Here is a 23,157-nt window from a genome sequence, read left to right on the forward strand (position 1 = left end):
AGCCCCGCGACGCACTCAATGCACGCCCCTCAACTTCTCCGGATACGTTGTCGGCCCGTTGTGCCCGTTGATATCGCAAGGCGCTTCGCCGTTGGCGGCCTTGCGCGCCAGCAGCTCGCGTTCGGCCTTGTACCAGAGCTGATCCATCTGGCCCGGCGGTTCGCCGGCGTCCTTCCATAATTCGTAGGCGCGGGTCCGAATCTCCTGCTCGGTTGGGCCTCTCATGGGCGGCTCCCTCAATTTGAGACATCAAACTGTTTGGAGTGGAACTGCCAGCATAGCGCAAGGTTCCAACTTGCGCGAGATCGCCGCGCTGTCCATGGCGCGCCATCTGTGCACAAGCGCCGCGGCGCAGGCCATTTGCCGGACGCTGGATCTGATTTGAGCGCCCGCGAAGAGCGGCCTATGCATGTCAACAAGGGTGCCCTAGTTCCTCGGCACCAAATGCGGGCGCCGGCAGCGCGCAGGTCTTGTGGAAGCAACCTACCCCTTCAGAGGTATGAAACCTTTGCGCCCCTCCCGCAGACCTAAACACATCAGGATTTTGCCAACCTTCCTGGGGCTAGAGACAGCGCCGCTCGCATGTATTTTAAGCGGGCGGCGTTGCGCTGTCAGGCAGGGCTCGCTCTCAGTTCTCACCAGGCCGCCGCGGCTGCTCAGCGCAAATTTGCAATGAAGAAATCGAGCGCAAGGCCGATCGTCTCGGCATGGACCGCCTCGCGGTCGGTGCCCTCAGGATCGCGGCATACGGCCCCGATCACCAGACGCCCTACCGCAGTACAGGTATCGAAGAAGACGAAATGGCCCGCGCGCGGAAACAGCTTCAGCGGCGCGTGGGGAATAGCCTTGCCGAGCGCCTCGGCGCCCGAGGCCGGCGGCGTGATCTCGTCGGCGCCTCCCGCGACGATCGCGACCGGGATCGATATGGCGCCAAGGCTCTCCGGCGTGAAGGCCGGCACCGGCCCCGGCGCCATCGCGAACACGGCGCGAACGCGCTCATCGCGATAGGACTGGCCACCAAGGCTGTAGCGCTGCCGGAAATCGGGATCGGTGGTCAGGCGTATCACGCTCTGCTGGCGCAGCTCCGTCGCGCCAGGCTGCGACGTGCACAACGCGTCAGCGGCGGGCGAGCGGCAGAAAGCCTCTGTCCGCTCCGGATCGGTGATGCCGCCGGCGATGGCGATGACGGTGTAGCCACCGTACGAATGGCCGACAGCGCCGATCCGCGCCGGGTCGATCTGCTCGCCGAAGGTCCGGTCGGTGCGCATGGCGTCGATGACCCGGCTGAGGTCGACGGCGCGCAGCCACTTCAGCGCATAACCGTCGACTGTCCTGTCCTCGGATCGATTGTTGCCGGGGTGGTTGACCGCAACGGCGATGAAGCCGTGCGCCGCAAGCCCCGCGCCGAGCCAGGCGAGATCGGTCGCGATGCCGCCGAAGCCATGCGACAGCAGAACGAGCGGACGTGGTGCCCCCTCTGCCGGCGCCGCATCAGGCGCGGCGCGTCCGGTGCTGACCAGCGGGACGAGGCGTGGCCCGATCCATTGCGGCTGCTCGTGCGCATCGGCCGCAGCCGGATACCAAATCACGGCGCGGAGCACGTGCGCGCTGGCGCCGCGCCAGTCGTAGGGTTCGGCCGGAACGAAATCGCGCGTGGTAACGCCGACCTTGAATTCGGCGTCCTCGGCAAATGCGAGATCCGGCGCCGCGAGCATGATCAGCAAGAGCGCCAGAAACCACATCGGAAGCTCTCCCTCCGGGAGGCAGGATCGCCCCGGGTGGCGCGCCCTACTCCGCCGCCTGGCGCACGTGGCGCGCGGTTGGCGTCCGCATCGTCACCAGTTCCTCCGCCGCGGTCGGGTGCAGCGCGACGGTGGCGTCGAAATCGGCCTTGGTCGCCTTCATCTTCACGGCGATCGCGATCGCCTGGATCGTTTCCGCGGCGGCATCGCCGACGATGTGGCAGCCGAGCACGCGGTCGCTCGACCCGTCGACCACGAGCTTCATCAGCACGCGGGTGTCGCGGCCGGACATCGTTGCCTTGATCGGGCGGAAATCGGTCTTGTAGATGTCGACGTGGCTGTACTGCGCCCGCGCCTCTTCCTCCGTGAGGCCGACGGTGCCGACCTCCGGCTGCGAGAACACTGCGGTCGGAATGGTCGCGTGGTCGACCTGCACCGGGCGCTTGCCGAACACGGTGTCGGCGAAGGCATGGCCCTCGCGGATCGCGACCGGGGTCAGATTGGTGCGGTGGGTGACATCGCCGACCGCGTAGATGTTGTCGACCGAGGTCTTCGACCAGCCGTCGACCTGGATGCCGCCATTGGCGGGATTGATCGCGACGCCGGCGGCCTCCAGCCCGAGACCCTTGACATTGGGATGCCGGCCGATCGCGAACATCACCTGGTCGGAGGCGATGCTCGAGCCGTTCGACAGATGCGTGGTGAAATCGCGGCCGTGCTTGTCGACCTTCGCGACCGTGCAGCCGGTGATGATGGTGATGCCGCGCTTCTCCATCTCGGTGCGGACATGCTTGCGCACGTCCTCGTCGAAGCCGCGCAGGATGTTGTCGCCGCGGTAGACGACGGTGACGTCGGAGCCGTAGCCGGCGAAGATGCCGGCGAATTCCAGCGCGATATAGCCGCCGCCCTGGATCACGATCCGCTTCGGCAGCTCCTTCAGGTGAAACGCCTCGTTGGAGGAGATCACATGCTCGATGCCAGGAACCGCCGGCCCGTGATTGGGCGCGCCGCCGGTCGCGATCAGGATGTATTTCGCCGTCACCTTCTCGCCGGCGGCGAGCCCGATGGTGTGGGCGTCCTCGAGCACCGCGCGGGTCTTGACGATCCTGGCGCCCGACTTCTCGACATTGGTGGTGTAGGCGCCCTCGAGCCGGGCGATCTCCTTGTCCTTGTTGGCGACGAGCGTCGCCCAATCGAACGAGACCTGGCCGATGCTCCAGCCGAAGCCGGCCGCGTCCTCGATCTCCTGGTGGACGTGGCTGCCGATCACGAACAGCTTCTTCGGCACGCAGCCGCGGATCACGCAGGTGCCGCCCATCCGGTACTCTTCGGCGACCATGACCTTCGCGCCATAGTTAGCGGCGATGCGGGCGGCACGAACGCCGCCCGAACCACCACCGATGACAAACAGGTCGACGTCAAACTCGGCCATGGCAACCTTCTTTCTTCCTGCTCCCTCGCCCCGCTCTTGCGGGGAGAGGTTGGGGTGAGGGGCATCTCCGCGAGTCAGGCCAGCGGAGAGTCCCCCTCACCCGGCACTACGTGCCGACCTCTCCCCGCAAGCGGGGGCGAGGTGACAAAGACCCTAGATGTCCTTGCCGCGCTTCTTCATCTCGGCCTTGAACTGGCCGTTGACGATCACGCCGAACTGCTGCGCCCACTGCTGCATATATTGCAGCGATCCGTTGATTGCCGTGGGCTCCGCGGTCAAAAGCTTCTGACCGAGCGGGGTCTTGTAGAACGTCACGAGGTCCTTCAGCTCCTGCTCGGTGAACTCGGCGGCGTAGATTTGCGCCATGCCGTCGCCGATCTCCTTCTCGCCGCCCGCGAACTGCTTGGCGACGATCACCGCCACCTCGTCGAGATCTTTCTGGTAGTTCAGGTACTGCTGCAGCAGGCCGGTTTTGGTCTTCTCGATGATTCCCGGAACGGCGCCGGAATACATCACCGCCACGTTCTTCATCGTCAGGATTTCCTTGGCAGCCGCAACCGCCGCGGGGGTCGACTGCTTGACCTTGGGCATGGGAGGCAGCTGCTGCTGCGCCATGGCCGGTGCGGCCGCGAGCGCCAGTCCAGCCGCCAGGGCCACGGCCGACAAAAGTCCCGAAAAACGCTTCATTCCAAGTCTCCTTGCTTGCGGCGTTAGCGCCGTTCAACAACCCGAATTCCCTGTGCGCCGGCCAGAACGGCGACGCTGCCGAGCCCGATGAACAGACCATGTTCAACCACGCCCGGGATCACGCTGAGCAAACCGGCGAGACGCGGCGGGTCGCCGATCCGGCCGAGATGGGCATCGACGATCCAGTGGCCGCCATCGGTGACAAAAACGTGACCGTCCTTGCCCTTGCGGATGATCATTTGGCCGGACACGCCGGCCTCGGCGAACGCCCGCGCCATCGCCGCCTGGGTCGCGGCGAGCCCGAATGGGATCACCTCGACCGGCAGCGGAAAGCGGCCGAGCACCTCGACCCATTTGCTGTCGTCGGCGATCACGATCATGCGATCACTGGCGGCTGCCACGATCTTCTCGCGCAGCAGTGCGCCGCCGCCGCCCTTGATCAGATTGAGCGCGGGGTCGATCTCGTCGGCGCCGTCGATGGTGAGGTCGAGGTGATCGACCTCGTCCAGCGTGGTCAGCGGGACGCCGCAGCGGATCGCGTCCGCCCGGGTCGCCTCCGAGGTCGGCACGCCGATCACCTTCATGCCGGCGCGGACCTTCTCGCCGAGCAGCTCGACGAAATGCTTGGCGGTCGACCCGGTGCCGAGCCCGAGCTTCATGCCGTCGCGCACCTCTTCGAGCGCGCGCGCCGCCGCCTGGCGTTTCAGTGCGTCCATGTCCACGGCCGATAGCCCCTCGGTTGTCCGTTACGGGCGCGCCATCGGCCGCCCGGCGGGCGCATATCTAGCCTCGATTCACGGGCAGGAATAGCGCCATCCGGGGCCGTCTTTAGGCCGAAACGGCATCCATCGCGGCCAAAATCGCCGCAAAACGGTCCTCGACCTCGGCCCGCATCCCGGGATGGGTGAAAACGTAAAGCTGGTCGTCGTGAATCGCGCGCACCACGCGGGCCGCGACCGAGGCCGGATCGAGACCGGCTTCCAGGCGGCGCGCGATCTCGGCGACGACGGCGGCCATCGGGCTCGCCGGATCGAGCTGGCGGCGCGGTCCGTAGCGCTCGGGGCGGTTGCGCCCGCTCTCGCCGATCCGGGTCCGCACATAGCTCGGACAAAGTACGCTGACGCCGATCCCGAGCGGCTTCAGTTGCGCCGAAAGCCCTTCGGAGAGGCTGACGACGGCGAATTTGGTCGCCGAATACGGGCTCACGCCGAGCCCGGCATTCATCCCGGCCATCGAGGCGGTGTTGACGATATGGCCGCCTTCGCCGTGCGCGCGGATGTGCGGCAGGAAGCTCCTGATGCCATGCACGACGCCCATCAGGTTGACGTCGATCACCCAGCGCCAATCATCGACCGAGATCTGGTCGATGCCGCCGCCACCTGCGACGCCGGCATTGTTGCAGACGACGTGGACGTTGCCGAAGGCGCGGAACGATGCCTGTGCCGCGCGATCGACGCTTGCGGGATCGGCGACGTCGCAGACCACGCCATGGACGTCCGCGCCGCCGACGCGCAGCGCATCGATGGCCTTGTCGAGCGCGCCGGTTTCGATGTCGGCGAGCATCACCTTCATACCCTCGCGCGCGAACGCGGTTGCCATCGCCAGCCCGATTCCGCTGGCTCCTCCGGTGACAAAAGCGGCTCTTCCGGCGAGTTCCCGCATCCCGGCCTCCCCAATTTCACGACGCGCCGACATCTACTCTTGCATCACGGCGCGCGGCCCGATAGCCAAAAGCGTGATGTCCGCCTCCTCTCCCCCCATCATCGTGTTCGATCTCGACGGCACGCTGGTCGACACCGCGCCTGACCTGATCAGCGCGCTCAATTATGTGCTCGACCGCGAAGGTCTGCGGCCGGTGCCGCTGTCGGCCGCCCGCAACATGATCGGCGCCGGCGCGCGCAAGCTGCTCGAGCGCGGGCTCGAGGTGGACGGACGCGTGGTCAGCCTCGCGGACCTCGACCGCCTGACCAAGGATTTCATCGACTATTACGCCGAGCACATCGCCGACGGCTCGCGCCCGTTCGACGGGCTCGAAGCCGCGCTCGACCGGCTGGAGGCCAAGGGCCATCGCTTCGCAGTCTGCACCAACAAGCTGGAATGGCTGTCGAAGCTGCTGCTCGACCGGCTCGGTCTGACGCCGCGCTTTGCCGCGATCTGCGGCCAGGACACATTCGGCGTCGCCAAGCCCGATCCGGCGTTCCTGCGCGAGACCGTCGCCCGCGCCGGGGGCAAGCTGCCCGGCGCCATCATGGTCGGCGATGCCGGTCCCGATGTTGGGGTCGCCCGGCGCGCAAGCGTCCCGGTGATCGGCGTCGATTTCGGCTACACCGACGTCCCGATGACCGAGCTGAAGCCGGACCGGCTGATCAGCCATATGCGCGATCTGCCGGACGCCGTCGCCAGCCTCGGCGTCGCATAAAATCTCTGCAACACATTGATATTACTTGGTAATATTTTGCCATGCGAATTTTTCGTTAACCATCCTTTAACGAACAGACCTCCCCCTGTTGCACCCCTGTTCCGACGCTCCTATGGTCGGCCCGGGGATTGTGGCTGATTGCCGCAGTAGAGTGTGGATCATGCGTCGTATCATCGTGATTGCGGCCGCCGGGCTGAGCCTGGCCGGCTGCTCTTCGTTCTCATTGGATTCGTTCAAGTCGGCACCGCCGCCGATGCAAGTGCAGCTGGATTCGGCCCCGCAAGGCGCCGACGCCGTCACCTCGATCGGGCCGGGTTGCAAGACGCCCTGTTCGGTGTCGATCCCGGCGCCCGAGGCCAACTTCACCGTCACCTTCAACATGCCGAAGTTCCAGCCGGCGACGGTGCCGGTGACGGTGACCCGCTCGCCGGGCGACTTCACCAGCCCGGCCACCACCACGCTCGATCCGAGCCCGGTGTTTGCCGAGCTGCAACCCGCCGGCCCGCCGCCGCGCGGGCACAAGGCGATGCGACCGAAAAAGAAGAAGCCGAAGCCGGCTGCCGCTGCGGCTCCTGCCGCTCCGGACGCGGCGTTCCCTGCCCCGAGCGCGGCACCGCCGCCGGCCGCCGCGCCCACGCGCTGACGCGCAACGCTGCGCGCGTCTGATCGAGATTGCACTGCACAAGAGCCCGGCCAAAAGCCGGGTTTTTGTATTTCGTGGAGACACATCGGCGATTGCGATCATGCATCGCACGATCTGTCTCACCTATCGCGCGCGATCAGCTTTGCATGTTGCGGATCATCCTTAGGGACGCATTGTGACGGCGCGCCAACATGCATAGATTGTGGGCCTGGAGCCGGGCTCGGCTCCGCACGCAGGGACACATTTCAAGACTTGAGTTGAGGTCTTGAGTTAAGGTCTCGCCTTGAAGGCTTGGCTTAAAGGCTTGGCTTAAAGGCTTGGATTGAAGGCTTGGGTTGAATGAACGGATCCACGCAGGCGCATTCCGACACGCTGTTTCGTCCGATGACCGATCCGTTCGGCCGGACGATCCGTTACCTGCGGGTCTCCGTCACCGACCGCTGCGACCTGCGCTGCTTCTACTGCATGTCGGAAGACATGACCTTCCTGCCGAAGGCCGACCTGCTGACGCTGGAAGAGCTCGACCGCCTCTGCTCGGCCTTCGTTGCTAAGGGCGTGCGCAAGATCCGCCTCACCGGCGGCGAGCCGCTGGTCCGCCGCAATGTGATGGGCCTGGTGCGTTCGCTGTCGCGCCATCTTTCGACCGGCGCGCTCGACGAATTGACGCTGACCACCAACGGTTCGCAGCTGGCACGCTTCGCGCAGGAGCTGGCCGATTGCGGCGTGCGGCGCGTCAACGTCTCGCTCGACACGCTCGACCCCGTAAAGTTCCGGGCCATCACCCGGTGGGGCGACATCGACAAGGTGCTGTCGGGCATCGAGGCGGCGCGATCGGCGGGACTTGCGGTCAAGATCAACGCGGTCGCGCTCAAGAACATGAACGAGGACGAGATTCCCGCGCTAATGGAATGGGCGCATGGCAAGGGAATGGGCCTGACCTTGATCGAGGTGATGCCGATGGGCGACATCGGCGAGGGCCGCATCGATCAGTACGTTCCGCTGTCGCTGCTGCGCGCGCGGCTCGAGAAGCACTACACGCTGACCGACCTTGCCGACGACACCGGCGGCCCTGCCCGCTATGTCCGGGTCGCGGAGACCGGCGGCAAGCTCGGCTTCATCACGCCGATGACCCACAATTTCTGCGAATCCTGCAACCGGGTGCGGATCACCTGCACCGGCACGCTGCACACCTGCCTCGGCCACGAGGACGCCTCCGACCTGCGCCGGCCGCTGCGCGCCTCCGACGACAATGATCTGCTGTCGGCGGCCATCGACCGGGCCATCGGGCTGAAGCCGAAGGGGCACGATTTCATCATCGACCGCCGCCACAACCGCCCGAGCGTCAGCCGCCACATGAGCGTCACCGGCGGCTAGTTCGAAGCCCGCTGCCGACACCTGCGCCGTCTCCCGATTACCAAGGCGGGACAACGATTTGCCGCGCCGTCAATTTGCCCATTTTCCGATTGACGGCGTTCGACGGCGCTGATTTGGTGCCCCGGCTTTCACGCTCGCCCGGCCGGATAGGCCGCTGCCCCCTGTCGGCTCGCTGCCGACGATCCGGCAGCCAAGAGCAACGAACAACGGCGGAAGCGGATTTCGGGGGAGGATGAACGTTTGCAACTGCTCCTGAAGGTGAGCCGTGGCTCCGTGCGCGTGCGTGCGGCGGCCAGATGATGCTTGAAAAGATATTCGGCGCGCAGATCGCGCGGCCGTGGAGATCGTGATGCGCCCATTGTTGGCACTCAGTCAGGCCATCGACCGACTGAACGAGAAGATCGGATACGTCTGCAACCTCCTCGTCCTGCTCGCCTGCCTGGTCAGCGCCGGCAATGCCATGATCCGCTACGCGTTCAGCTACTCCTCGAACGGCTGGCTCGAGGCGCAGTGGTACATGTTCGCGATCCTCGTGATGTTCGGCGCCTCCTACACCTTCAAGCGCAACGAGCATGTGCGCGTCGAGATCCTCTATCTGATGCTGTCCGAACGCGGCCAGCTCTGGCTCGACTTGATCGGCACCCTGTTCTTCCTGATCCCCTCCTGTCTGCTGCTCGCCTATCTGTCCTGGCCGTTCTTCCACCAGGCCTACGCGGTCGGCGAGATGAGCGGCAATGCCGGCGGGCTGCTGCGCTGGCCGATCAAATTCGTTATCCCGTCCGGCTTCGTGATGCTTGCGTTACAGGGCGTCTCCGAGGTGATCAAGCGGATCGCCGCGCTGCAAGGCTATGTGACGATCGACGCGAAGTACGAGAGGCCGACGCAATGACCATTACGCTGGAGATGATGCCGTCACTGATGTTCGGCGGCCTGATCATTGCAATGCTGATCGGCTACCCGGTGGCGTTCACGCTCGCCGCGGTCGGCCTGTCGTTCGGGTTCCTCTCGATCTATCTCGGCTTCTTCGACCTCAACTTCCTGCAGGCGATCCCGGGCCGCATCTTCGGCAGCGTGCTGTCCAACGAGCTCCTGCTCGCGATCCCGTTCTTCACCTTCATGGGCGCGATATTGGAGAGATGCGGGCTCGCCGAGGACATGCTGGATTCGATGGGCCAGTTGTTCGGCCCGATCCGCGGCGGCCTCGGCTATTCCGTGATCATCGTCGGCTTCATCCTCGGCGCCATCACCGGCACGGTGGCGGCGCAGGTGATCGCTATGGCGCTGATCTCGATGCCGGTGATGATCCGCTACGGCTACAACATCCGCTACATCACGGGCGTGCTCGCCGCCTCCGGCACCATCACGCAACTTGTCCCTCCATCCCTCGTCCTGATCGTGCTCGCCGACCAGCTCGGCAAATCGGTCGGCGACATGTATCTCGGCGCCTGGGGCCCGTCGGTGTTCCAGATCCTGCTGTTCGCCGGCTACACCTTCCTGCTCGGCATCTTCAAGCCGAGCCATGTGCCCGCGGTGCCGATCGATGCCCGCACGCTGACCGGCTGGGCGCTGTGGAAGAAGTGCCTGCTCGGTATCATCCCCTCCGCGGTGCTGATCTTCGTCGTGCTCGGCACCATGATGATGGGCCTTGCGACCCCGACGGAGGCCGGCGCCATGGGCGCGGTCGGCGCCATCGTGCTCGCCGCGATCCACCACAAGGATTTCAGCGCGACCGGCCGCAAGGTGCTGATCGCAGGCGTGATCGCCGGCGGCATCGGCACCATCATCGCGATGCTCTACAGCGAGAACCTGATCTTCAGGCTCGCCTTCGCGATCACCTATCTCGCAGTGGTCTGGATCTGCCTCGAGGCCGTCAAGATCCCGGACCTGCGCGACCTGATCAAGCAGGGCTACGAGACCACCATGCGCATCACCTGCATGGTCACCTTCATCCTGATCGGCTCGACCTGCTTCTCGGTGGTGTTCCTCGGCGTCTCCGGCGGCGTCTGGCTCGAGCACCTTCTGACCTCGCTGCCCGGCGGCGTCTGGGGCTTCCTGATCTTCATCAACCTCTTCATCTTCTTCCTGGCGTTCTTCCTCGATTTCTTCGAGATCGCCTTCATCATCCTGCCGATGATCGCGCCGATCGCGCAGAAGGTGCTGGCGCCGGTGGTCGGCCCCGACGCCGCGCTGATCTGGTTCGGCGTGATGCTCTGCGTCAACATGCAGACCTCGTTCCTGCATCCGCCGTTCGGCTTCGCGCTGTTCTATCTGCGCGGCGTGGCGCCGAAGGAAGTGAAGAGCTCCGACATCTATTGGGGCGCAATGCCCTGGATCGGGTTGCAGGCGATCATGGTGGCATTGGTGATCGCATTCCCGGTCGTCGTCACCGGACTGCTCGACAAGCCGCTCGATGTCGACCTCAACAAGGTCAAGATAGAGGTGCCGCAGATCGAGCTGCCGCCGCTCGATTTCGGGCAACCGAAGCAGTAACCGGCCCCGGCTTCTTCAGCGTGCCCTTGCGGAAGCGGGGCACGCTGGAACCGTTGACGGCGGCGTCGAGTCCTGTGAAGACGCGGGGGTACGGATCGCCCTCCAACGCACAGACCGCCGCCATGCCCCAATCGCATCCCGCCCGCTCGTTCGTTCGCCCGCTCATCGCTTCCGTCAGCCTGGCGTTTGCCGCTGCCACAGCGCATGCGGCGCCGGCGGCCGACATTCCCGCACTGGCGCAACAGGAGCAGCAGCCGCTGCTCGATACCCTGCGCGACCTCGTGCAGATCGAATCCGGCAGCAAGGACATCGAAGGCCTCAACCAGATCGCCGCGCGCATCGCCGGCCAGCTCAAAGAACTCGGCGGCGCGGTGGACATCCTGCAGACCACCGACATCTACCGGCTGGACGACACGCCGGAGAAGATCGGTCCCGCCGTGCAGGCCGTCTTCAAGGGCACCGGCAGCGCGAAAATCATGCTGATCGCGCATATGGACACGGTGTATCTCAAGGGCATGCTGAAGGATCAGCCCTTCCGCGTCGATGGCGACAAGGCTTACGGCCTCGGCATCGCCGACGACAAGCAGGGCATCGCCACCATCATCCACAGCGTGGCGCTGCTGCAGAAGCTGAACTTCAAGGATTACGGCACGCTCACGGTGCTAATCAATGGCGACGAGGAGATCTCTTCGCCCGGCTGGCGCAGCACCATCACCCGCGTCGCCGCGGAGCAGGATGCGGTGTTCTCGTTCGAAGGCAGCGACGCCAGCGGCACGCTCCGCCTCGCCACCAGCGGCATCGGCTCGGCCTATCTCACGGTGCACGGCAAGTCGTCGCATGCGGGCGCGAGGCCCGAAGGCGGCGTGAATGCGCTCTATGAGCTGTCGCACCAGGTGCTGCAGATGAAGGACCTGTCGAAGCCCGAGCAGGGCCTGAAGCTGAACTGGACCGTTTCCAAGTCCGGCACCAACCGCAACGTGATCCCCGCGGAAGCCACGGCCCAGGCCGATGCGCGCGCGCTCAAGGTGTCCGACTTCGACGAACTCGAGACGGCGCTGCAGGACAAGATCAAGAACCGCCTGCTGTCCGATTCCAAGGTGGACGTGAAGTTCGAGGTACGCCGCCCGCCGCTCGAAGCCAACGACGCCTCGCGCCGCGTGGCCGGCCACGGCAAGACGATCTATCAGGACCTCGGCATGCCGCTGAACGTGGCCGAGCGGGCCACGGGCGGCGGCACCGACGCTGCGTTTGCCGCCCTCAAGACCAAGGGAGCCGTGGTTGAAGGCATGGGCCTCTCGGGCTTCGGCGCACACTCCAACGATGCCGAGTACGTGCAGATCAACAGCATCGTGCCGCGCCTGTATTTGACCACGCGCATGATCATGGACCTGTCCGACGGCAAGCTGAAGTAAGCCGGCCCGCCCGCGGCACGACAGGTGCCGCAGGCAGAGCCGCTCAGGCGGTCGCCGGCTCTGTCCTGGCGAGGCGGAAGCTCAGCGTAAACTGGGCACCGCCGGACGGCAGGTTCTCGACCTTGATCGTCGCGTCGTGATCGTCGACGACGCCGCGGACGATCGAGAGCCCGAGCCCCGCCCCGTCCGTGCGCTGGCGCTGACGATCGCCGCGCCAGAAGCGCTGGAACACCAGGCCCTGCTCGGCTGGCGCAATCCCTGGCCCGCAGTCGCGCACCTGCACCGAACCGTCCTCGTGCACCTCGACATCGACCGAGGTCGCGTCGGCGGTGTACTTGATGGCGTTCTCCGCCAGATTGAAGATGGCGCGCTGCAGCATCTCGGCATTGCCCTTGACCCGCACCGGACCGTCGGTGCCGCGCAGCGCGATGTCTTTCTGCTGCGCCAGCGCATAGGGCGCGATCGAGCCGACCACCTCGGCGCACACGGCGCGCAGATCCGCGGTTTCGCCGGGGTCCAGCACCAGCGTATCGAGCTCGGCAATCTCGAGCAGCTGGCTGACGATACGGCTCATGCTCTCGATGTCGGCATGCAGCTCCTTGGTCCCCCTGGCTACATCCAGCGTCTCGATCCGGGTCCTCAGGATCGCGAGCGGGGTGCGCAGCTGGTGCGCAGCATCGGCGGTGAATTGGCGCTGCACGTGAAATCCGTCCTCCAGACGGTCGAAGGCCTGGTTGACGGCGGTCACCAGCGGCAGGATCTCGCTGGGAATCCCCTCCGTCGGCAGACGGATGTCGGTCCTGGCTGGTCCGATGCTCCTGGCCTCCTCCGAAGCCCGCAGCAGCGGAATCACGGCGCGGCGGAAGATCAGGATGTCGGTCGCCAGCAGAATCAGGAGGATCGGGATGGTGATCCAGCCGACCCGCCGGAAGAAGTTGGAAACGATGTCATCGATGATGACGTCGCGATGCGACAGGTCCTCGGCGACCTGGATGCGCAGCGTCTGGCCGCCGACGAGCTTGGTGGCGCTGGCGCCGGAAATCCGGTCGGCCAAGGCCGGCAGTCGCGGCGCTCCGCGATGCGACGAAAACAGCAGATTGTCGTCCGCATCGTAGATGTCGTAGCGATAGCGGCCATAGGCGTCGGAATAGAGCCCCCTCAGGCTGTCCGGCAGGTTGAGCTGTACCTTGCCGGCGGAATCGACCACCAGGTTCTGGCCGAGATCGTCGGCCTGATCGCGCATCGCTTCGCGATGCAGCTGGTTGATCTCCGAGTTCAGCAACCACAGCAGCAGCAGCGGCAGGAAGATCGCGGCGACCGCGACCGCCACGATGTGCAGGAACACGATCCGCGAGGTCAGCGACGTGAAGCGGAACACCCCTATTTCTCCTCCGCCATCAGATAGCCGACGCCGCGAATGGTGTGGATGATGACCTTGGCGCGGTGCTCGGTGAGCAGCTTGCGCAGCCGCGACACGTAGACCTCGACCGCATTCGAGGCGACCTCGCCCGACAGACCGAAGATGTGGTCCTCGACGTTCTTCTTCGGCACCACCCGCCCCTGCCGCCGCAGCAGGATCTCGAGCACCGACGTTTCACGCGCTGAGAAAACGTGCGGAGCACCGTCGACGAACACCTGCTTGCTCTCGGTGTCATAGACCAGATTGGCGAGCTTCAGCGACGAGCCGAGCAGCTGGCCGGGCCGGCGCAGGATGGCTTCGAGCCGCGCCACCAGCTCTTCCAGCGCGAACGGCTTCGCCAGATAATCGTCCGCGCCGCTGCGCAGGCCGTTGACCCGATCCTGCAGGCCGTTGCGCGCAGTCAGCACCAAAACCGGCAGCGGGTCGGTCTTGCGGCGCAGCTCCGACAGCACCGACAGGCCATCACCGTCAGGCAGACCGAGATCGAGGATCATGGCAGCATAGGTGACGCTGCGCAGCGCATCACGCGCCTCGGCAACACTGTTGACGATATCGGACTCATATCCCGCCGCCACCAGCCCGCTCGCGAGCAGCCGCGAGAGCTCGAGATTGTCCTCGACGATCAGAAGGCGCATCGCAGCAGTCCTGTTTTCATTCGATCGGTCTTCCGATTGCACACCTTGTTGCGATGCGCCAGCCAAGCGACAATTCCGCAACAGATCGCGCGTTGAGCAATCCCGACGTGCAAACGAAACGCATTTAAGCACAACGCCGGGATTGTCGCTAACCGCACGATGTTTTGGCTATGCGCCGCGGCTCGTATTCCCACGCAAAATAGATAAACCGGCCTCCACCGCAATCAAATTCGCGCACCGCGGCGCGCTCTTGAAAAGGGCAAATGTAAGGCTGGCGTCAGCTAGCCCTGATAATCGTTCATCCGCTCTCACCGGGAGATCGACGATGGCCCACCATGCGGCAGGACCTCGTCTCTCGCGCGAGACTTTCATGCAGTATTGGCGGCGGGCGATGTCATTTCGAATGAAGTATATGGGCTTTGCGGCGATGCCGGTGCTGGCGGCACTTCTCGTCGGCGCGTGGCTCACGACGCGCGCCGACGGTGTCGTGAGCGCCAGGGCCGCGCAGGAGACCGCGCCGCAGGACGTCAACGTCGAGCAGCAATACGTCGCGCTGAGCGACAAGCAGGCGGCCTCCCTGAAGACCATGGCCGCGGAGCAGCGTTCGTTCCGGACCCTGAAGAACGCGGTCGGCTCGATCGACTTCAATCAGAACATGCTGGTGCAGGCGTTTACCTCAAATCCCGGCCGGATCGTCGACACGCCCCTCAATGTTGGTGACGAGGTTGCGAAGGGCGACAGGCTGTTCACGATCGACAGCCCCGATCTGCTGCAAGCCGAGTCGTCGCTGCTCGCCGCGGCCGGCGTGCTCGAGCTGCAGACCAGGACGCTGGCGCGGGTCAGGCAGCTGCTGAAGACCGGCGGCGGCGCTCAAAAGGACGTCGACCAGGCGACGTCGGATCAGCAGACCGCCGAGGGCAACTACAAGGCCGGGCGCGACGCGGTGCGCATCTTCGGCAAGACCGACGCGGAGATCGACCGCATCGTCGCCGACCGCAAGGTCGATTCCATTCTGGTGGTGCCGAGCCCGATCTCCGGCCGGATCATTGCGCGCAATGCCGCGCCGGGACTCTTTGTGCAGCCCGGCAATGCGCCGGCGCCCTATTCGCTGGCCGACATCTCGACGATGTGGATGGTCGCCAATGTGATCGAGACCGATGCCCCCGCCTACCGGATCGGCCAACCGGTCGAGGTACGGGTGCCGGCCTATCCGAACGAGGTGTTTCGCGGCCGCGTGACGACGCTCGGCCTCAACATCGATCCGAACTCGCACCGCCAGCTGGTGCGTTCGGTGATCGATGATCCCCAGCACAAGCTGCGCGCCGGCATGCTGGCGAGCTTCACCATCGAAACCGAGCCGCCAAAGCTGTCGGTGAGCGTTCCGCTCGACGCCATCGTGCGCGAGGGCGACGGCACGATGACGGTGTGGGTCACGACCGACGGCCGCAAGTTCGACCGCCGCACGGTAACGATCGGGATGGAGCAGGACGGCTGGCGGCAGATCCTCAACGGCCTCGCAGCCGGCGAGAAGGTCGCTTCCACCGGCGCGATCTTCCTCAGCAACAAGTTCGCCAACGCGGCCACCGGCTAGCGCGCCAGCCGCAACGCTGACCGCGCCCTCGTCCGCTCAAGAGTAAGTGCAGCACCTTGATCAAGAGCCTCCTTCAATTCGGTCTGACCCGAAGCGCCGTCATCGTGCTCGGCCTCGCCGTGTTCTGCGCCGCCGGATTCGCCGCGTTCACCAAGCTGAACATCGAGGCCTATCCGAACCCGGCGCCTGTCATCCTCGAGATCACGGCGCAGGCCGCCGGCCTCTCCGCCGAGGAGATGGAGAAGTACTATACGATCCCGATGGAGGTCGGGCTGTACTCGACGCCGGGCGTGGTCAACATCCGCTCGACCTCGTTCTACGGCCTGTCGTTCGTGCGGGTCACCTTCAAATACGGCGTCGACTATTATTTCGCGCTCTCGCAGGCCACCAACAATCTCACGCAGAACGTCCAGCTTCCCGGCAATCAGATCCCGCAAATCCAGCAGTCCAGCCTGGTCGGCGAGATCTATCGCTACCAGCTCGTCGGTCCGCCGAATTTCGGCCTGACCAATCTCAGGACCTTGCAGGATTACGTCGTCGCCCGCCGGCTGATGACGCTTCCAGGCGTGGTGCAGATCAATGCCTGGGGCGGCACCACCAAGCAATTCAACGTCGACGCCGATCTCGCCAAGCTCGAAGCCTACAACATCACCGTACCGCAGCTGATCAGCGCGCTCGGCAACGCGAACATCAATGTCGGCGGCCGCGAGATCGCGATCGGCCAGCAATCCGTCAACATCCGCGGCATCGGCCTGATCAACTCAGGCGGCGATGACGATATCACCAAGGGCTACAGGGTCCGGGACATCGAGAACGTCGTCCTGACCCAATCCAGCGGACTGCCGATCCAGATCAAGGACGTCGCCAAGGTCTCGGTCGGCTATGTGCCGCGGCTCGGCATCGCCGGCAAGGACAGGAACGACGACGTCGCCGCGGCGATCGTCGTGATGGGACGCACCCAGCACACCAACGACATCGTGCCGAAGGTCGAGGAGGAAGTCGCCAAGATCAACAGGGACGGCACCCTGCCTGCCGGCGTCAAGGTAGTCCCCTACTACGACCGCACCTCGCTGGTCAGCGTCACGACCCACACCGTGCTGCACAATTTGATGTTCGGCTGCCTGCTGGTGTTCGTGATCCAGTGGGTCTTCCTCGGCGACCTCAGAAGCGCGCTGATCGTCAGCGCCAACATCCCGTTCGCGCTGTTCTTCGCGATCATCATCCTGGTGCTGCAGGGCGAGGATGCCAATCTGCTGTCGCTCGGCGCCGTCGACTTCGGGATCATCGTCGATTCCGCCGTCATCATGATGGAGAACATCTTCCGCAACTTCCAGTCCAGCCCGGAGAACCGGCTGCGGGTGCTGAAAAACCTCGCCGAGGGATACTGGGGTGGCGATCCCACGACGCGAAACGGCCAGCCCGCGCCGGGCTGGACCGAGCGGCTGCGCATGATCTTCGTCAGCGCATTGCAGGTCGACAAGGCGGTGTTCTTCACCGCGGCCATCACGGTCACCGCGTTCGTGCCGCTGTTCACCATGCAGGGCGTCGAAGGCCAGATCTTCGGGCCGATGGCGCGAACCTACGGCTACGCGCTCGCCGGCGCGCTGCTCGCGACATTCACGGTGACGCCGGTGCTGGCATCGCTGCTGCTGCCGCGGCATATCGAGGAAACCGAAACCATCATCGTGCGCTCGCTGCGCAAGGCCTACACGCCGGTGCTGCGCTGGTCGCTGACGCATCTGCGGGTCGCGGTCGCGGCCGGCATCATTTTCCTCGTACTGAGCGGCCTTGCCGCAAGCCAGCTCGGCAGCGAATTCCTGCCCGCGCTCGAGGAAGGCAATTTCTGGATCCGCGCCTCGATGCCCCCGACCATGTCGCTCGACGCCGGCACCGAGCCGACCCGCAAGATGCGCGAGATCCTGTTGCGTCACCCCGAGATCATCACGGTGGTGTCACAGCATGGCCGCCCCGACAATGGCAGCGACGCCTCTCCATTCTCGAATGTCGAGCTGTTCGCGCCGATCAAGCCGTTCGACCAGTGGCCGCCCGGCCTGACCAAGGAGAAGCTGACCGAGGAACTGCAGCGGGAGTTCGACGAGGAACTGCCCGGCGTCACCTTCAACTTCTCGCAATACATCCAGGACAACGTCGAGGAGGCGCTGTCGGGCGTCAAGGGCGCGAACTCGGTCAAGATCATCGGCCCCAACCTCGCCGTGCTCGAACAGCTCGCGACCAAGGTCGCGCAGGAGATGGCCAAGATCCGCGGCGTCGCCGATCTCGGCATCTTCCATCTGGTCGGGCAGCCCAACCTCAACATCAAGGTGAACCGCGAGAAGACCGCGCGCTACGGTCTCAATACCGGCGACGTGACGACCGTGGTCCAGGCCGCGCTCGGCGGCACCAGCGCGACGACGGTGCTGGAGGGCGACCGCCAGTTCGGCGTGGTGGTGCGGCTCGATCCGAAATTCCGCCAGAGCATCGACGAGGTGCGCGAGATCAAGGTGGCCTACCAGACGCCGTCCGGCACCAACGCCTACATCCCTTTGAGCGAGCTTGCCGACATCTCGCTCGATACCGGCGCGTCGTTCATCTACCGCGAGCGCAGCCAACGCTACATCCCGATCAAGTTCAGCGTGCGCGGCCGCGATCTCGGCAGCACGGTGGCGGAAGCGCAGACGCGCGTCGCCGAGGCGGTGCAGCTTCCGACCGGTTACCGAATGATCTGGTCCGGCGAATTCGACAATCTCGAAGCCGCCAAGGCGCGCCTGATGATCGTGGTGCCGGTGACGCTGCTGCTGATCTTCGTGCTGCTCTACAGCCTGTTCAACTCGCTGCGCGACAGCCTGCTGGCGCTGGCCGGCATACCCTTCGCGGTCGGCGGCGGCCTGATCGCGCTGTACCTCGCCGGGCTCGATTTCTCGATCTCGGCCGCGATCGGCTTCATCTCGTTGTTCGGCGTCGCGGTCATGGACGGCATCCTCAACATCACCTATTTCCGCGAATTGCGGGCCTCAGGCATGAGCATCGCGGAGGCGGTGTTCAACGGCGCCGAGCAGCGTATGCGGCCGATGCTGATGACCGCGCTGTCCGCGGGCGTCGGCCTATTCCCCGCCGCGCTGTCGCACGGCATCGGCAGCCAGGTGCAGCGGCCGCTCGCGACCGTGGTGGTCGGCGGCATGTTCATCGGCCCGCTGCTGCTGCTGATCGTGGCGCCTGCGCTGCGCAAGATCTTCCTGTCGCGCGAGCCTGTCGCCTCTCCCGACCAGGCGGCTGCCACGGCACCGCCCGAAGCGGCGCATGAAGGGGGCGCCTGATGTCCGAGATCGTCGCAAGGATCGTTGCCGCGCTCGCGCGGTGCGGAGGGCGCGCCCTGCGTCCGGCGCTCGGCGCCGGCGCCGCCGGGCTGTTGCTGGCAAGCTGCGCCGTCGGCCCGAATTTCGTGCCGCCGGCCGCCCCCGACGTCGATCGCTACACGCCGGAGAAGCTGGCCTCCCCGAGCTCGAGTGCCGGGGGCCCCAGCGTGCCCAAGCAGCACTTCGTCAGCGGTGAGGACGTATCGCTGCGGTGGTGGACGGCATTTCGCTCAAAGCCGCTCCACGAGTTGATCAAGATGTCGGTCGAGCACAACCCGTCCCTGCAGGCGGCCGAGGCGTCGATCAGGATCGCGCAATACAACGCGCTGGCGCAGCGCGGGCTGTTCTTCCCGCAACTCGGCGCAAATTACACGCCTGCCCAGCAGCAGATTTCCGGCGCATCGGGTTCGGGCCCGGGCGGCCAGTCGCCTTCGGTATTTTCGCTTCATACCGCGCAATTGAACGTCAGCTTCGTGCCGGACATCTGGGGCCAGAATGTTCGCGCGGTCGAAAGTCTCGACGCGATCTCCGAGCAGCAACTGTTCCAGCTGGAAGCGGCCTACCTCACCCTGACCGCCAACGTCGTCACCGCGGCGATCCAGGAAGCATCGCTGCGCGGCCAGATTGCCGCGATCCAGCGCGTCGTGAAGATCGAACGCGGCATTCTGGAGATCGTGAAGAACCAGTTCAACGCCGGCGGCGCCGCCCAGGTCGACGTGCTGGCGCAGGAGGCCGCGCTGGCCCAGTCCGAGCAACTGCTGCCGCCGCTCGAAAAGCAGCTCGCGGTTCAGCGCGACCTGCTGACGTCGCTGGCCGGGCAATTCTCGGCCGACGAAATCCTGCAGACGTTCACGCTCGACCGCCTGGCGCTTCCCGCACACCTGCCGGTGAGCCTGCCGAGCAAGATGATTGCCCAGCGTCCGGACGTCAGAGCCGCGGAAGCGCTGCTGCACTCGGCCAACGCCCAGCTCGGTGTGTCGATCGCGGCGCGGCTGCCCAACATCACGATCACCGGCAACGCCGGCGCCGCCGGCTTCAGCCTGGCCGAATTGTTTACGCCGGGGACCAGCTTCTACGTCATCGCGGCGAGCGCGACCCAGCCGCTGTTCGACGGCCTGACGCTCTACCACAAGCAGAAGGCCGCGGAGGCCGCGGTGGACCAGGCGGATGCGCTCTATCGCCAGGCTGTCGTCACCGCGATGCAGAACGTCGCCGACGCCTTGCGCAGCCTGCAGGCCGACGCGCGCGCCTTGCAGGCTGCCGTCAGGGCCGAGCTCGCCGCCAAGGCCAGCCTCGACATCATTCAGAAGCAGCTTGCGCTCGGGCAGGTCAATCAGGTGGTCGTGCTCAATGCCCAGCAGGTCTATCTGACGGCGGCAGTGGTCCGCGTGCAGGCCCAGGCGACGCGCCTCTCGGACAGCGCCGCCCTTTTCATGGCGCTCGGTGGCGGCTGGCCGACCAATTGTGCATCCGACGACTGGCGCAAATGTGCCCTGGAGGATTTACCCGCCAGCGCCCCGCAGCGCGTCAGCGAAAACGGGCCGCCCGCCCGCTGACAAGCACCTACGAGACCACTGACTGGAGGAACCGACGAATGAAGAACATGCTCCCCCTGGCGGCAATTCTCCTTGCGATCTCTGCGGGATCCGCGGCCGCGCAAAGCGCGGTCCGCGGTCCGAAAAAGCCAAGCAATCTCGGCGGTCCCTCCGAGCAGAAGAACCCGGTGGTTCGCACGACGCAAGGTGCCGTATCAACGCCTCCAGCATCGCCGCCAAAGCGATCGCCAAGGAAATAGCGGCACGCTCCCGCAATTGAGTTGGCTTCCGGAATTCACGCTGATCGGCTCGATGAGACCCACATGAAAAACACAACGCGTCTGCTTCTCATCGCTGCGGCTGCTGCCATGATGGCGTCGGTATCCTGCGCGGCGCCTGTTCAGGTGACGCCGCCGTCGTCGCGAGGCCCGGCAAGCATCGTTCGGGTCCGGCTCGCTTGTGACCAGAACTGCCATTGCTGGCAGACGCGCTATCAGCAGCGAAGCTATCGCCGGACAATCGACGATCAGGAGCGTCAGGATCCGAACTACTGCCCAAATGGAGGGCACTATAACGGCCATTACCGCACCGGACCGGCCACCGGATTGAGCTTCGAGAGTCGCGTTCCCGTGCGCTCATTGCCGTTTCCATTTTGATCGACGGGGCTTGCACGATGATTGCTGGGCCGCCGCGATCACCGACGGCGCCTACCAGATGACGACCGCGCATACCAGCGCCAACGGCACCGCGGCGCCGCCGATTACGACCCACCTGCGCATATCAGCGGGATCTCTGGAATACCTGAAGATCTGGACGGCGACGAAGAGGCAGACCGCGGCGCCCAGGATGATGCGAAACAAATCCGATGGCGTCTCGTAGGCCGACCAGATGGTTTCGTTTTGCGGGCTTGCGACGCGAGCAGTGATGACCACCACAAGGGTCAGAAACAGCGTCCGCAGGATAAGACCGAGGAAACGCATATGGCGTCCTGATTCACACTCCTGAGCAATGCTAGCACGAATCGTGCCGAAAAGTATTCATTTGGCGGCCCTCTTCCAGCTCCAGACGAAAATCCCGGAGCTTTGCCCCGGGATTGTTGCTTGCGCTGAAGGTCAGTGGCGTCAGGCCTGAGAGTGGCGTGCCATGAAATTGTCGTAGCCGACTTCGGCGACCTGGAACCACTGATAGCCGTTGTTGGAGAACGTCGTCAGCGAGTCATAGACCTTCTTGAAATTGGCATTGGTCGCCGAAACCTCGGCATGCAGCTCCTTGGCGGCCTTGAAGGACGCTTCCATCACAGCAGACGGGAACGGGCGCAGCTTGGTGCCGGCCGCGAGCAACTTCTTCAGTGCAAGCGGGTTGGCCTGGTCGTAGCGCGCCATCATCCAGTTGTTGGCGAGATGACCGGCCTGCTCGAGCACGAACTGATAGTGCTTCGGCAGTGCGTTCCACTTGTCGAGGTTGATCATCGCCACCAGCATCGGGCCGCCTTCCCACCAGCCGGGGAAATAGTAGTTCGGCGCGACCTTGTAGAAGCCGAGCTTCTCGTCATCGTAGGGACCGACCCACTCGGCCGCATCGATGGTGCCTTTTTCCAGCGCCGGATAGATGTCGCCGCCGGCGAGCTGCTGCGGCACCGCGCCGAGCTTCTGCATCACCCGTCCGGCAAAGCCGCCGATGCGGAATTTGAGGCCCTTGAGATCGTCGACGCTGTTGATCTCCTTGCGGAACCAACCACCCATCTGGCAGCCGGTGTTGCCGGCGAGCAGCGAGGTGACGTTGTAGCTCTTGTAGAACTCGTTGAGCAGCTCCTTGCCGCCGCCCAGCATGAACCAGGCCTGATTGAGCCGCATGTTAGGGCCGAACGGCACCGAGGAGCCGAAGGTGAAGGTCGGGTCCTTGCCGAAATAGTAATAGGGCGCGGTATGCCCCATCTCGACCGTGCCGTTCTGCACGGCGTCGAGCACCTGCAGGCCGGGCACGATCTCGCCGGCGGCAAAGGTCTGGATCTGGAACTTGTTGTCGGTGGCTTCCCCCACCGCCTTGGCCATCAGCTCGGCGCCGCCGTGCAGCGTGTCGAGCGACTTCGGCCAGCTCGTCGTCAGGCGCCATTTGAGCTCCGGCATCGACTGCGCGATCGCGGGAGCTGCGACCGTTGCCGCGCCTGCGACGCCGAGCCCCGTGACCTTGATGAAATCTCTGCGCTTCATTTGCTTCCCACCCTGTATGATTGTGTTTGTCCGAGCGTCGACTGCTTGCGATCGTCGCGCTGCGTTTCTTTGCCGCCATGACCGGTGACCGATCAGGCGCCGCCTTCGTGCTGAGGCTTCGGACGCGAGCATGGAACATCCCCTCGGCGAACGCCAGACGCAAAAAACCCGGCCTCCTTGCGGGGGCCGGGCTACTTAAGTCGAAGCTTTGGGC

Annotated in this window: 20 protein-coding genes; 10 read left to right on the forward strand and 10 right to left on the reverse strand. The window is 65.1% G+C overall.

Going from position 1 to position 23,157, the window contains the following annotated elements:
- Positions 1-15: 15 nt before the first annotated feature.
- From AAFG07_RS25590 to AAFG07_RS25615, 6 genes are all read right to left on the reverse strand, one after another.
- Positions 16-225, reverse strand: coding sequence for a DUF2934 domain-containing protein (locus AAFG07_RS25590; protein ID WP_342722611.1), 210 nt, complete (start codon positions 223-225; stop codon positions 16-18).
- A 431-nt stretch (positions 226-656) separates the two neighbouring features.
- Entirely contained in the window at positions 657-1,742 is a 1,086-nt protein-coding gene (locus AAFG07_RS25595) for an alpha/beta fold hydrolase (protein WP_342722612.1), read from the reverse strand.
- 46 nt (positions 1,743-1,788) lie between these two features.
- Positions 1,789-3,174: a glutathione-disulfide reductase gene (gene gor, locus AAFG07_RS25600; RefSeq protein ID WP_342722613.1), complete on the reverse strand. Its 1,386-nt coding sequence runs from the start codon at positions 3,172-3,174 to the stop codon at positions 1,789-1,791.
- 153 nt (positions 3,175-3,327) lie between these two features.
- A complete protein-coding gene (locus AAFG07_RS25605) occupies positions 3,328-3,861 on the reverse strand; it encodes a DUF2059 domain-containing protein (RefSeq protein WP_342722614.1) in 534 nt (177 codons plus the stop codon).
- 23 nt (positions 3,862-3,884) lie between these two features.
- Complete coding sequence (rpiA, locus tag AAFG07_RS25610) at positions 3,885-4,583, reverse strand: ribose-5-phosphate isomerase RpiA (RefSeq protein ID WP_342722615.1); 699 nt, start codon at positions 4,581-4,583, stop codon at positions 3,885-3,887.
- A 106-nt stretch (positions 4,584-4,689) separates the two neighbouring features.
- The gene (locus AAFG07_RS25615) at positions 4,690-5,523 is read right to left on the reverse strand and encodes an SDR family NAD(P)-dependent oxidoreductase (protein ID WP_342722616.1); all 834 of its coding nucleotides are present in this window, start codon (positions 5,521-5,523) and stop codon (positions 4,690-4,692) included.
- A gap of 76 nt (positions 5,524-5,599) precedes the next feature.
- Here AAFG07_RS25615 and AAFG07_RS25620 point away from each other — a divergent pair, with 76 nt between their 5' ends.
- The 6 genes from AAFG07_RS25620 (at position 5,600) to AAFG07_RS25645 (ending at position 12,199) form a co-directional block, all read left to right on the forward strand.
- The gene (locus AAFG07_RS25620) at positions 5,600-6,280 is read left to right on the forward strand and encodes an HAD hydrolase-like protein (RefSeq protein ID WP_342722617.1); all 681 of its coding nucleotides are present in this window, start codon (positions 5,600-5,602) and stop codon (positions 6,278-6,280) included.
- Positions 6,281-6,440: 160 nt separating this feature from the next.
- Positions 6,441-6,923 (forward strand): hypothetical protein, encoded by a 483-nt coding sequence (locus tag AAFG07_RS25625; protein WP_212315209.1) that lies wholly within the window; start codon positions 6,441-6,443, stop codon positions 6,921-6,923.
- A 339-nt stretch (positions 6,924-7,262) separates the two neighbouring features.
- Positions 7,263-8,297 carry a GTP 3',8-cyclase MoaA gene (gene moaA, locus AAFG07_RS25630; RefSeq protein ID WP_050400281.1) on the forward strand — a complete coding sequence of 345 codons (1,035 nt, stop codon included), beginning with the start codon at positions 7,263-7,265 and terminating at the stop codon, positions 8,295-8,297.
- 349 nt (positions 8,298-8,646) lie between these two features.
- Positions 8,647-9,186, forward strand: coding sequence for a TRAP transporter small permease subunit (locus AAFG07_RS25635; protein WP_092127299.1), 540 nt, complete (start codon positions 8,647-8,649; stop codon positions 9,184-9,186).
- Positions 9,183-10,787, forward strand: coding sequence for a TRAP transporter large permease subunit (locus tag AAFG07_RS25640; protein WP_342722618.1), 1,605 nt, complete (start codon positions 9,183-9,185; stop codon positions 10,785-10,787). Before AAFG07_RS25635 ends, AAFG07_RS25640 begins: the two co-directional genes overlap by 4 nt.
- Positions 10,788-10,909: 122 nt before the next feature.
- The gene (locus AAFG07_RS25645; protein ID WP_342722619.1) at positions 10,910-12,199 is read left to right on the forward strand and encodes a M20/M25/M40 family metallo-hydrolase; all 1,290 of its coding nucleotides are present in this window, start codon (positions 10,910-10,912) and stop codon (positions 12,197-12,199) included.
- A 43-nt stretch (positions 12,200-12,242) separates the two neighbouring features.
- Here the strand turns inward: AAFG07_RS25645 and AAFG07_RS25650 are convergent, their stop codons facing one another.
- Positions 12,243-13,577, reverse strand: coding sequence for a HAMP domain-containing sensor histidine kinase (locus AAFG07_RS25650; protein WP_342722620.1), 1,335 nt, complete (start codon positions 13,575-13,577; stop codon positions 12,243-12,245).
- A 2-nt stretch (positions 13,578-13,579) separates the two neighbouring features.
- Positions 13,580-14,254: a response regulator transcription factor gene (locus AAFG07_RS25655; protein ID WP_092125557.1), complete on the reverse strand. Its 675-nt coding sequence runs from the start codon at positions 14,252-14,254 to the stop codon at positions 13,580-13,582.
- Positions 14,255-14,579: 325 nt separating this feature from the next.
- On the opposite strand from AAFG07_RS25655, the gene AAFG07_RS25660 reads away from it, so the two are divergent.
- From AAFG07_RS25660 to AAFG07_RS25675, 4 genes are all read left to right on the forward strand, one after another.
- On the forward strand, positions 14,580-15,845 hold the full coding sequence (locus tag AAFG07_RS25660) for an efflux RND transporter periplasmic adaptor subunit (RefSeq protein ID WP_342722621.1): 1,266 nt from the start codon (positions 14,580-14,582) through the stop codon (positions 15,843-15,845).
- A gap of 56 nt (positions 15,846-15,901) precedes the next feature.
- Positions 15,902-19,159 (forward strand): CusA/CzcA family heavy metal efflux RND transporter, encoded by a 3,258-nt coding sequence (locus AAFG07_RS25665; protein ID WP_342722622.1) that lies wholly within the window; start codon positions 15,902-15,904, stop codon positions 19,157-19,159.
- Positions 19,159-20,754 (forward strand): efflux transporter outer membrane subunit, encoded by a 1,596-nt coding sequence (locus tag AAFG07_RS25670; RefSeq protein ID WP_342722623.1) that lies wholly within the window; start codon positions 19,159-19,161, stop codon positions 20,752-20,754. The genes AAFG07_RS25665 and AAFG07_RS25670 overlap by 1 nt, the downstream gene beginning before the upstream one ends.
- Positions 20,755-21,056: 302 nt before the next feature.
- The gene (locus AAFG07_RS25675; protein ID WP_342722624.1) at positions 21,057-21,389 is read left to right on the forward strand and encodes a hypothetical protein; all 333 of its coding nucleotides are present in this window, start codon (positions 21,057-21,059) and stop codon (positions 21,387-21,389) included.
- A 51-nt stretch (positions 21,390-21,440) separates the two neighbouring features.
- On the opposite strand, the gene AAFG07_RS25680 is transcribed toward AAFG07_RS25675, so the two are convergent.
- Both AAFG07_RS25680 and AAFG07_RS25685 read right to left on the reverse strand, forming a co-directional pair.
- Complete coding sequence (locus tag AAFG07_RS25680) at positions 21,441-21,713, reverse strand: hypothetical protein (RefSeq protein ID WP_194455003.1); 273 nt, start codon at positions 21,711-21,713, stop codon at positions 21,441-21,443.
- A gap of 141 nt (positions 21,714-21,854) precedes the next feature.
- Complete coding sequence (locus AAFG07_RS25685) at positions 21,855-22,943, reverse strand: TRAP transporter substrate-binding protein (protein ID WP_092125553.1); 1,089 nt, start codon at positions 22,941-22,943, stop codon at positions 21,855-21,857.
- Positions 22,944-23,157 lie beyond the last annotated feature (214 nt).

Origin of the sequence: Bradyrhizobium sp. B097 (assembly GCF_038957035.1) — a bacterium.
Lineage (GTDB): Bacteria > Pseudomonadota > Alphaproteobacteria > Rhizobiales > Xanthobacteraceae > Bradyrhizobium.

Excerpts from the sequence above, each read along its gene's own strand:
- AAFG07_RS25605 (WP_342722614.1), bottom strand. The coding sequence starts at position 3,861 with ATGAAGCGTTTTTCGGGACTTTTGTCGGCCGTGGCCCTGGCGGCTGGA.
- AAFG07_RS25625 (WP_212315209.1), top strand. The coding sequence starts at position 6,441 with ATGCGTCGTATCATCGTGATTGCGGCCGCCGGGCTGAGCCTGGCCGGC.
- AAFG07_RS25670 (WP_342722623.1), top strand. The coding sequence starts at position 19,159 with ATGTCCGAGATCGTCGCAAGGATCGTTGCCGCGCTCGCGCGGTGCGGA.
- AAFG07_RS25635 (WP_092127299.1), top strand. The coding sequence starts at position 8,647 with ATGCGCCCATTGTTGGCACTCAGTCAGGCCATCGACCGACTGAACGAG.
- AAFG07_RS25595 (WP_342722612.1), bottom strand. The coding sequence starts at position 1,742 with ATGTGGTTTCTGGCGCTCTTGCTGATCATGCTCGCGGCGCCGGATCTC.
- AAFG07_RS25685 (WP_092125553.1), bottom strand. The coding sequence starts at position 22,943 with ATGAAGCGCAGAGATTTCATCAAGGTCACGGGGCTCGGCGTCGCAGGC.
- AAFG07_RS25640 (WP_342722618.1), top strand. The coding sequence starts at position 9,183 with ATGACCATTACGCTGGAGATGATGCCGTCACTGATGTTCGGCGGCCTG.
- AAFG07_RS25675 (WP_342722624.1), top strand. The coding sequence starts at position 21,057 with ATGAAAAACACAACGCGTCTGCTTCTCATCGCTGCGGCTGCTGCCATG.
- AAFG07_RS25620 (WP_342722617.1), top strand. The coding sequence starts at position 5,600 with ATGTCCGCCTCCTCTCCCCCCATCATCGTGTTCGATCTCGACGGCACG.
- gor (WP_342722613.1), bottom strand. The coding sequence starts at position 3,174 with ATGGCCGAGTTTGACGTCGACCTGTTTGTCATCGGTGGTGGTTCGGGC.
- AAFG07_RS25655 (WP_092125557.1), bottom strand. The coding sequence starts at position 14,254 with ATGCGCCTTCTGATCGTCGAGGACAATCTCGAGCTCTCGCGGCTGCTC.
- AAFG07_RS25645 (WP_342722619.1), top strand. The coding sequence starts at position 10,910 with ATGCCCCAATCGCATCCCGCCCGCTCGTTCGTTCGCCCGCTCATCGCT.
- AAFG07_RS25660 (WP_342722621.1), top strand. The coding sequence starts at position 14,580 with ATGGCCCACCATGCGGCAGGACCTCGTCTCTCGCGCGAGACTTTCATG.
- AAFG07_RS25680 (WP_194455003.1), bottom strand. The coding sequence starts at position 21,713 with ATGCGTTTCCTCGGTCTTATCCTGCGGACGCTGTTTCTGACCCTTGTG.
- AAFG07_RS25615 (WP_342722616.1), bottom strand. The coding sequence starts at position 5,523 with ATGCGGGAACTCGCCGGAAGAGCCGCTTTTGTCACCGGAGGAGCCAGC.
- moaA (WP_050400281.1), top strand. The coding sequence starts at position 7,263 with ATGAACGGATCCACGCAGGCGCATTCCGACACGCTGTTTCGTCCGATG.
- AAFG07_RS25590 (WP_342722611.1), bottom strand. The coding sequence starts at position 225 with ATGAGAGGCCCAACCGAGCAGGAGATTCGGACCCGCGCCTACGAATTA.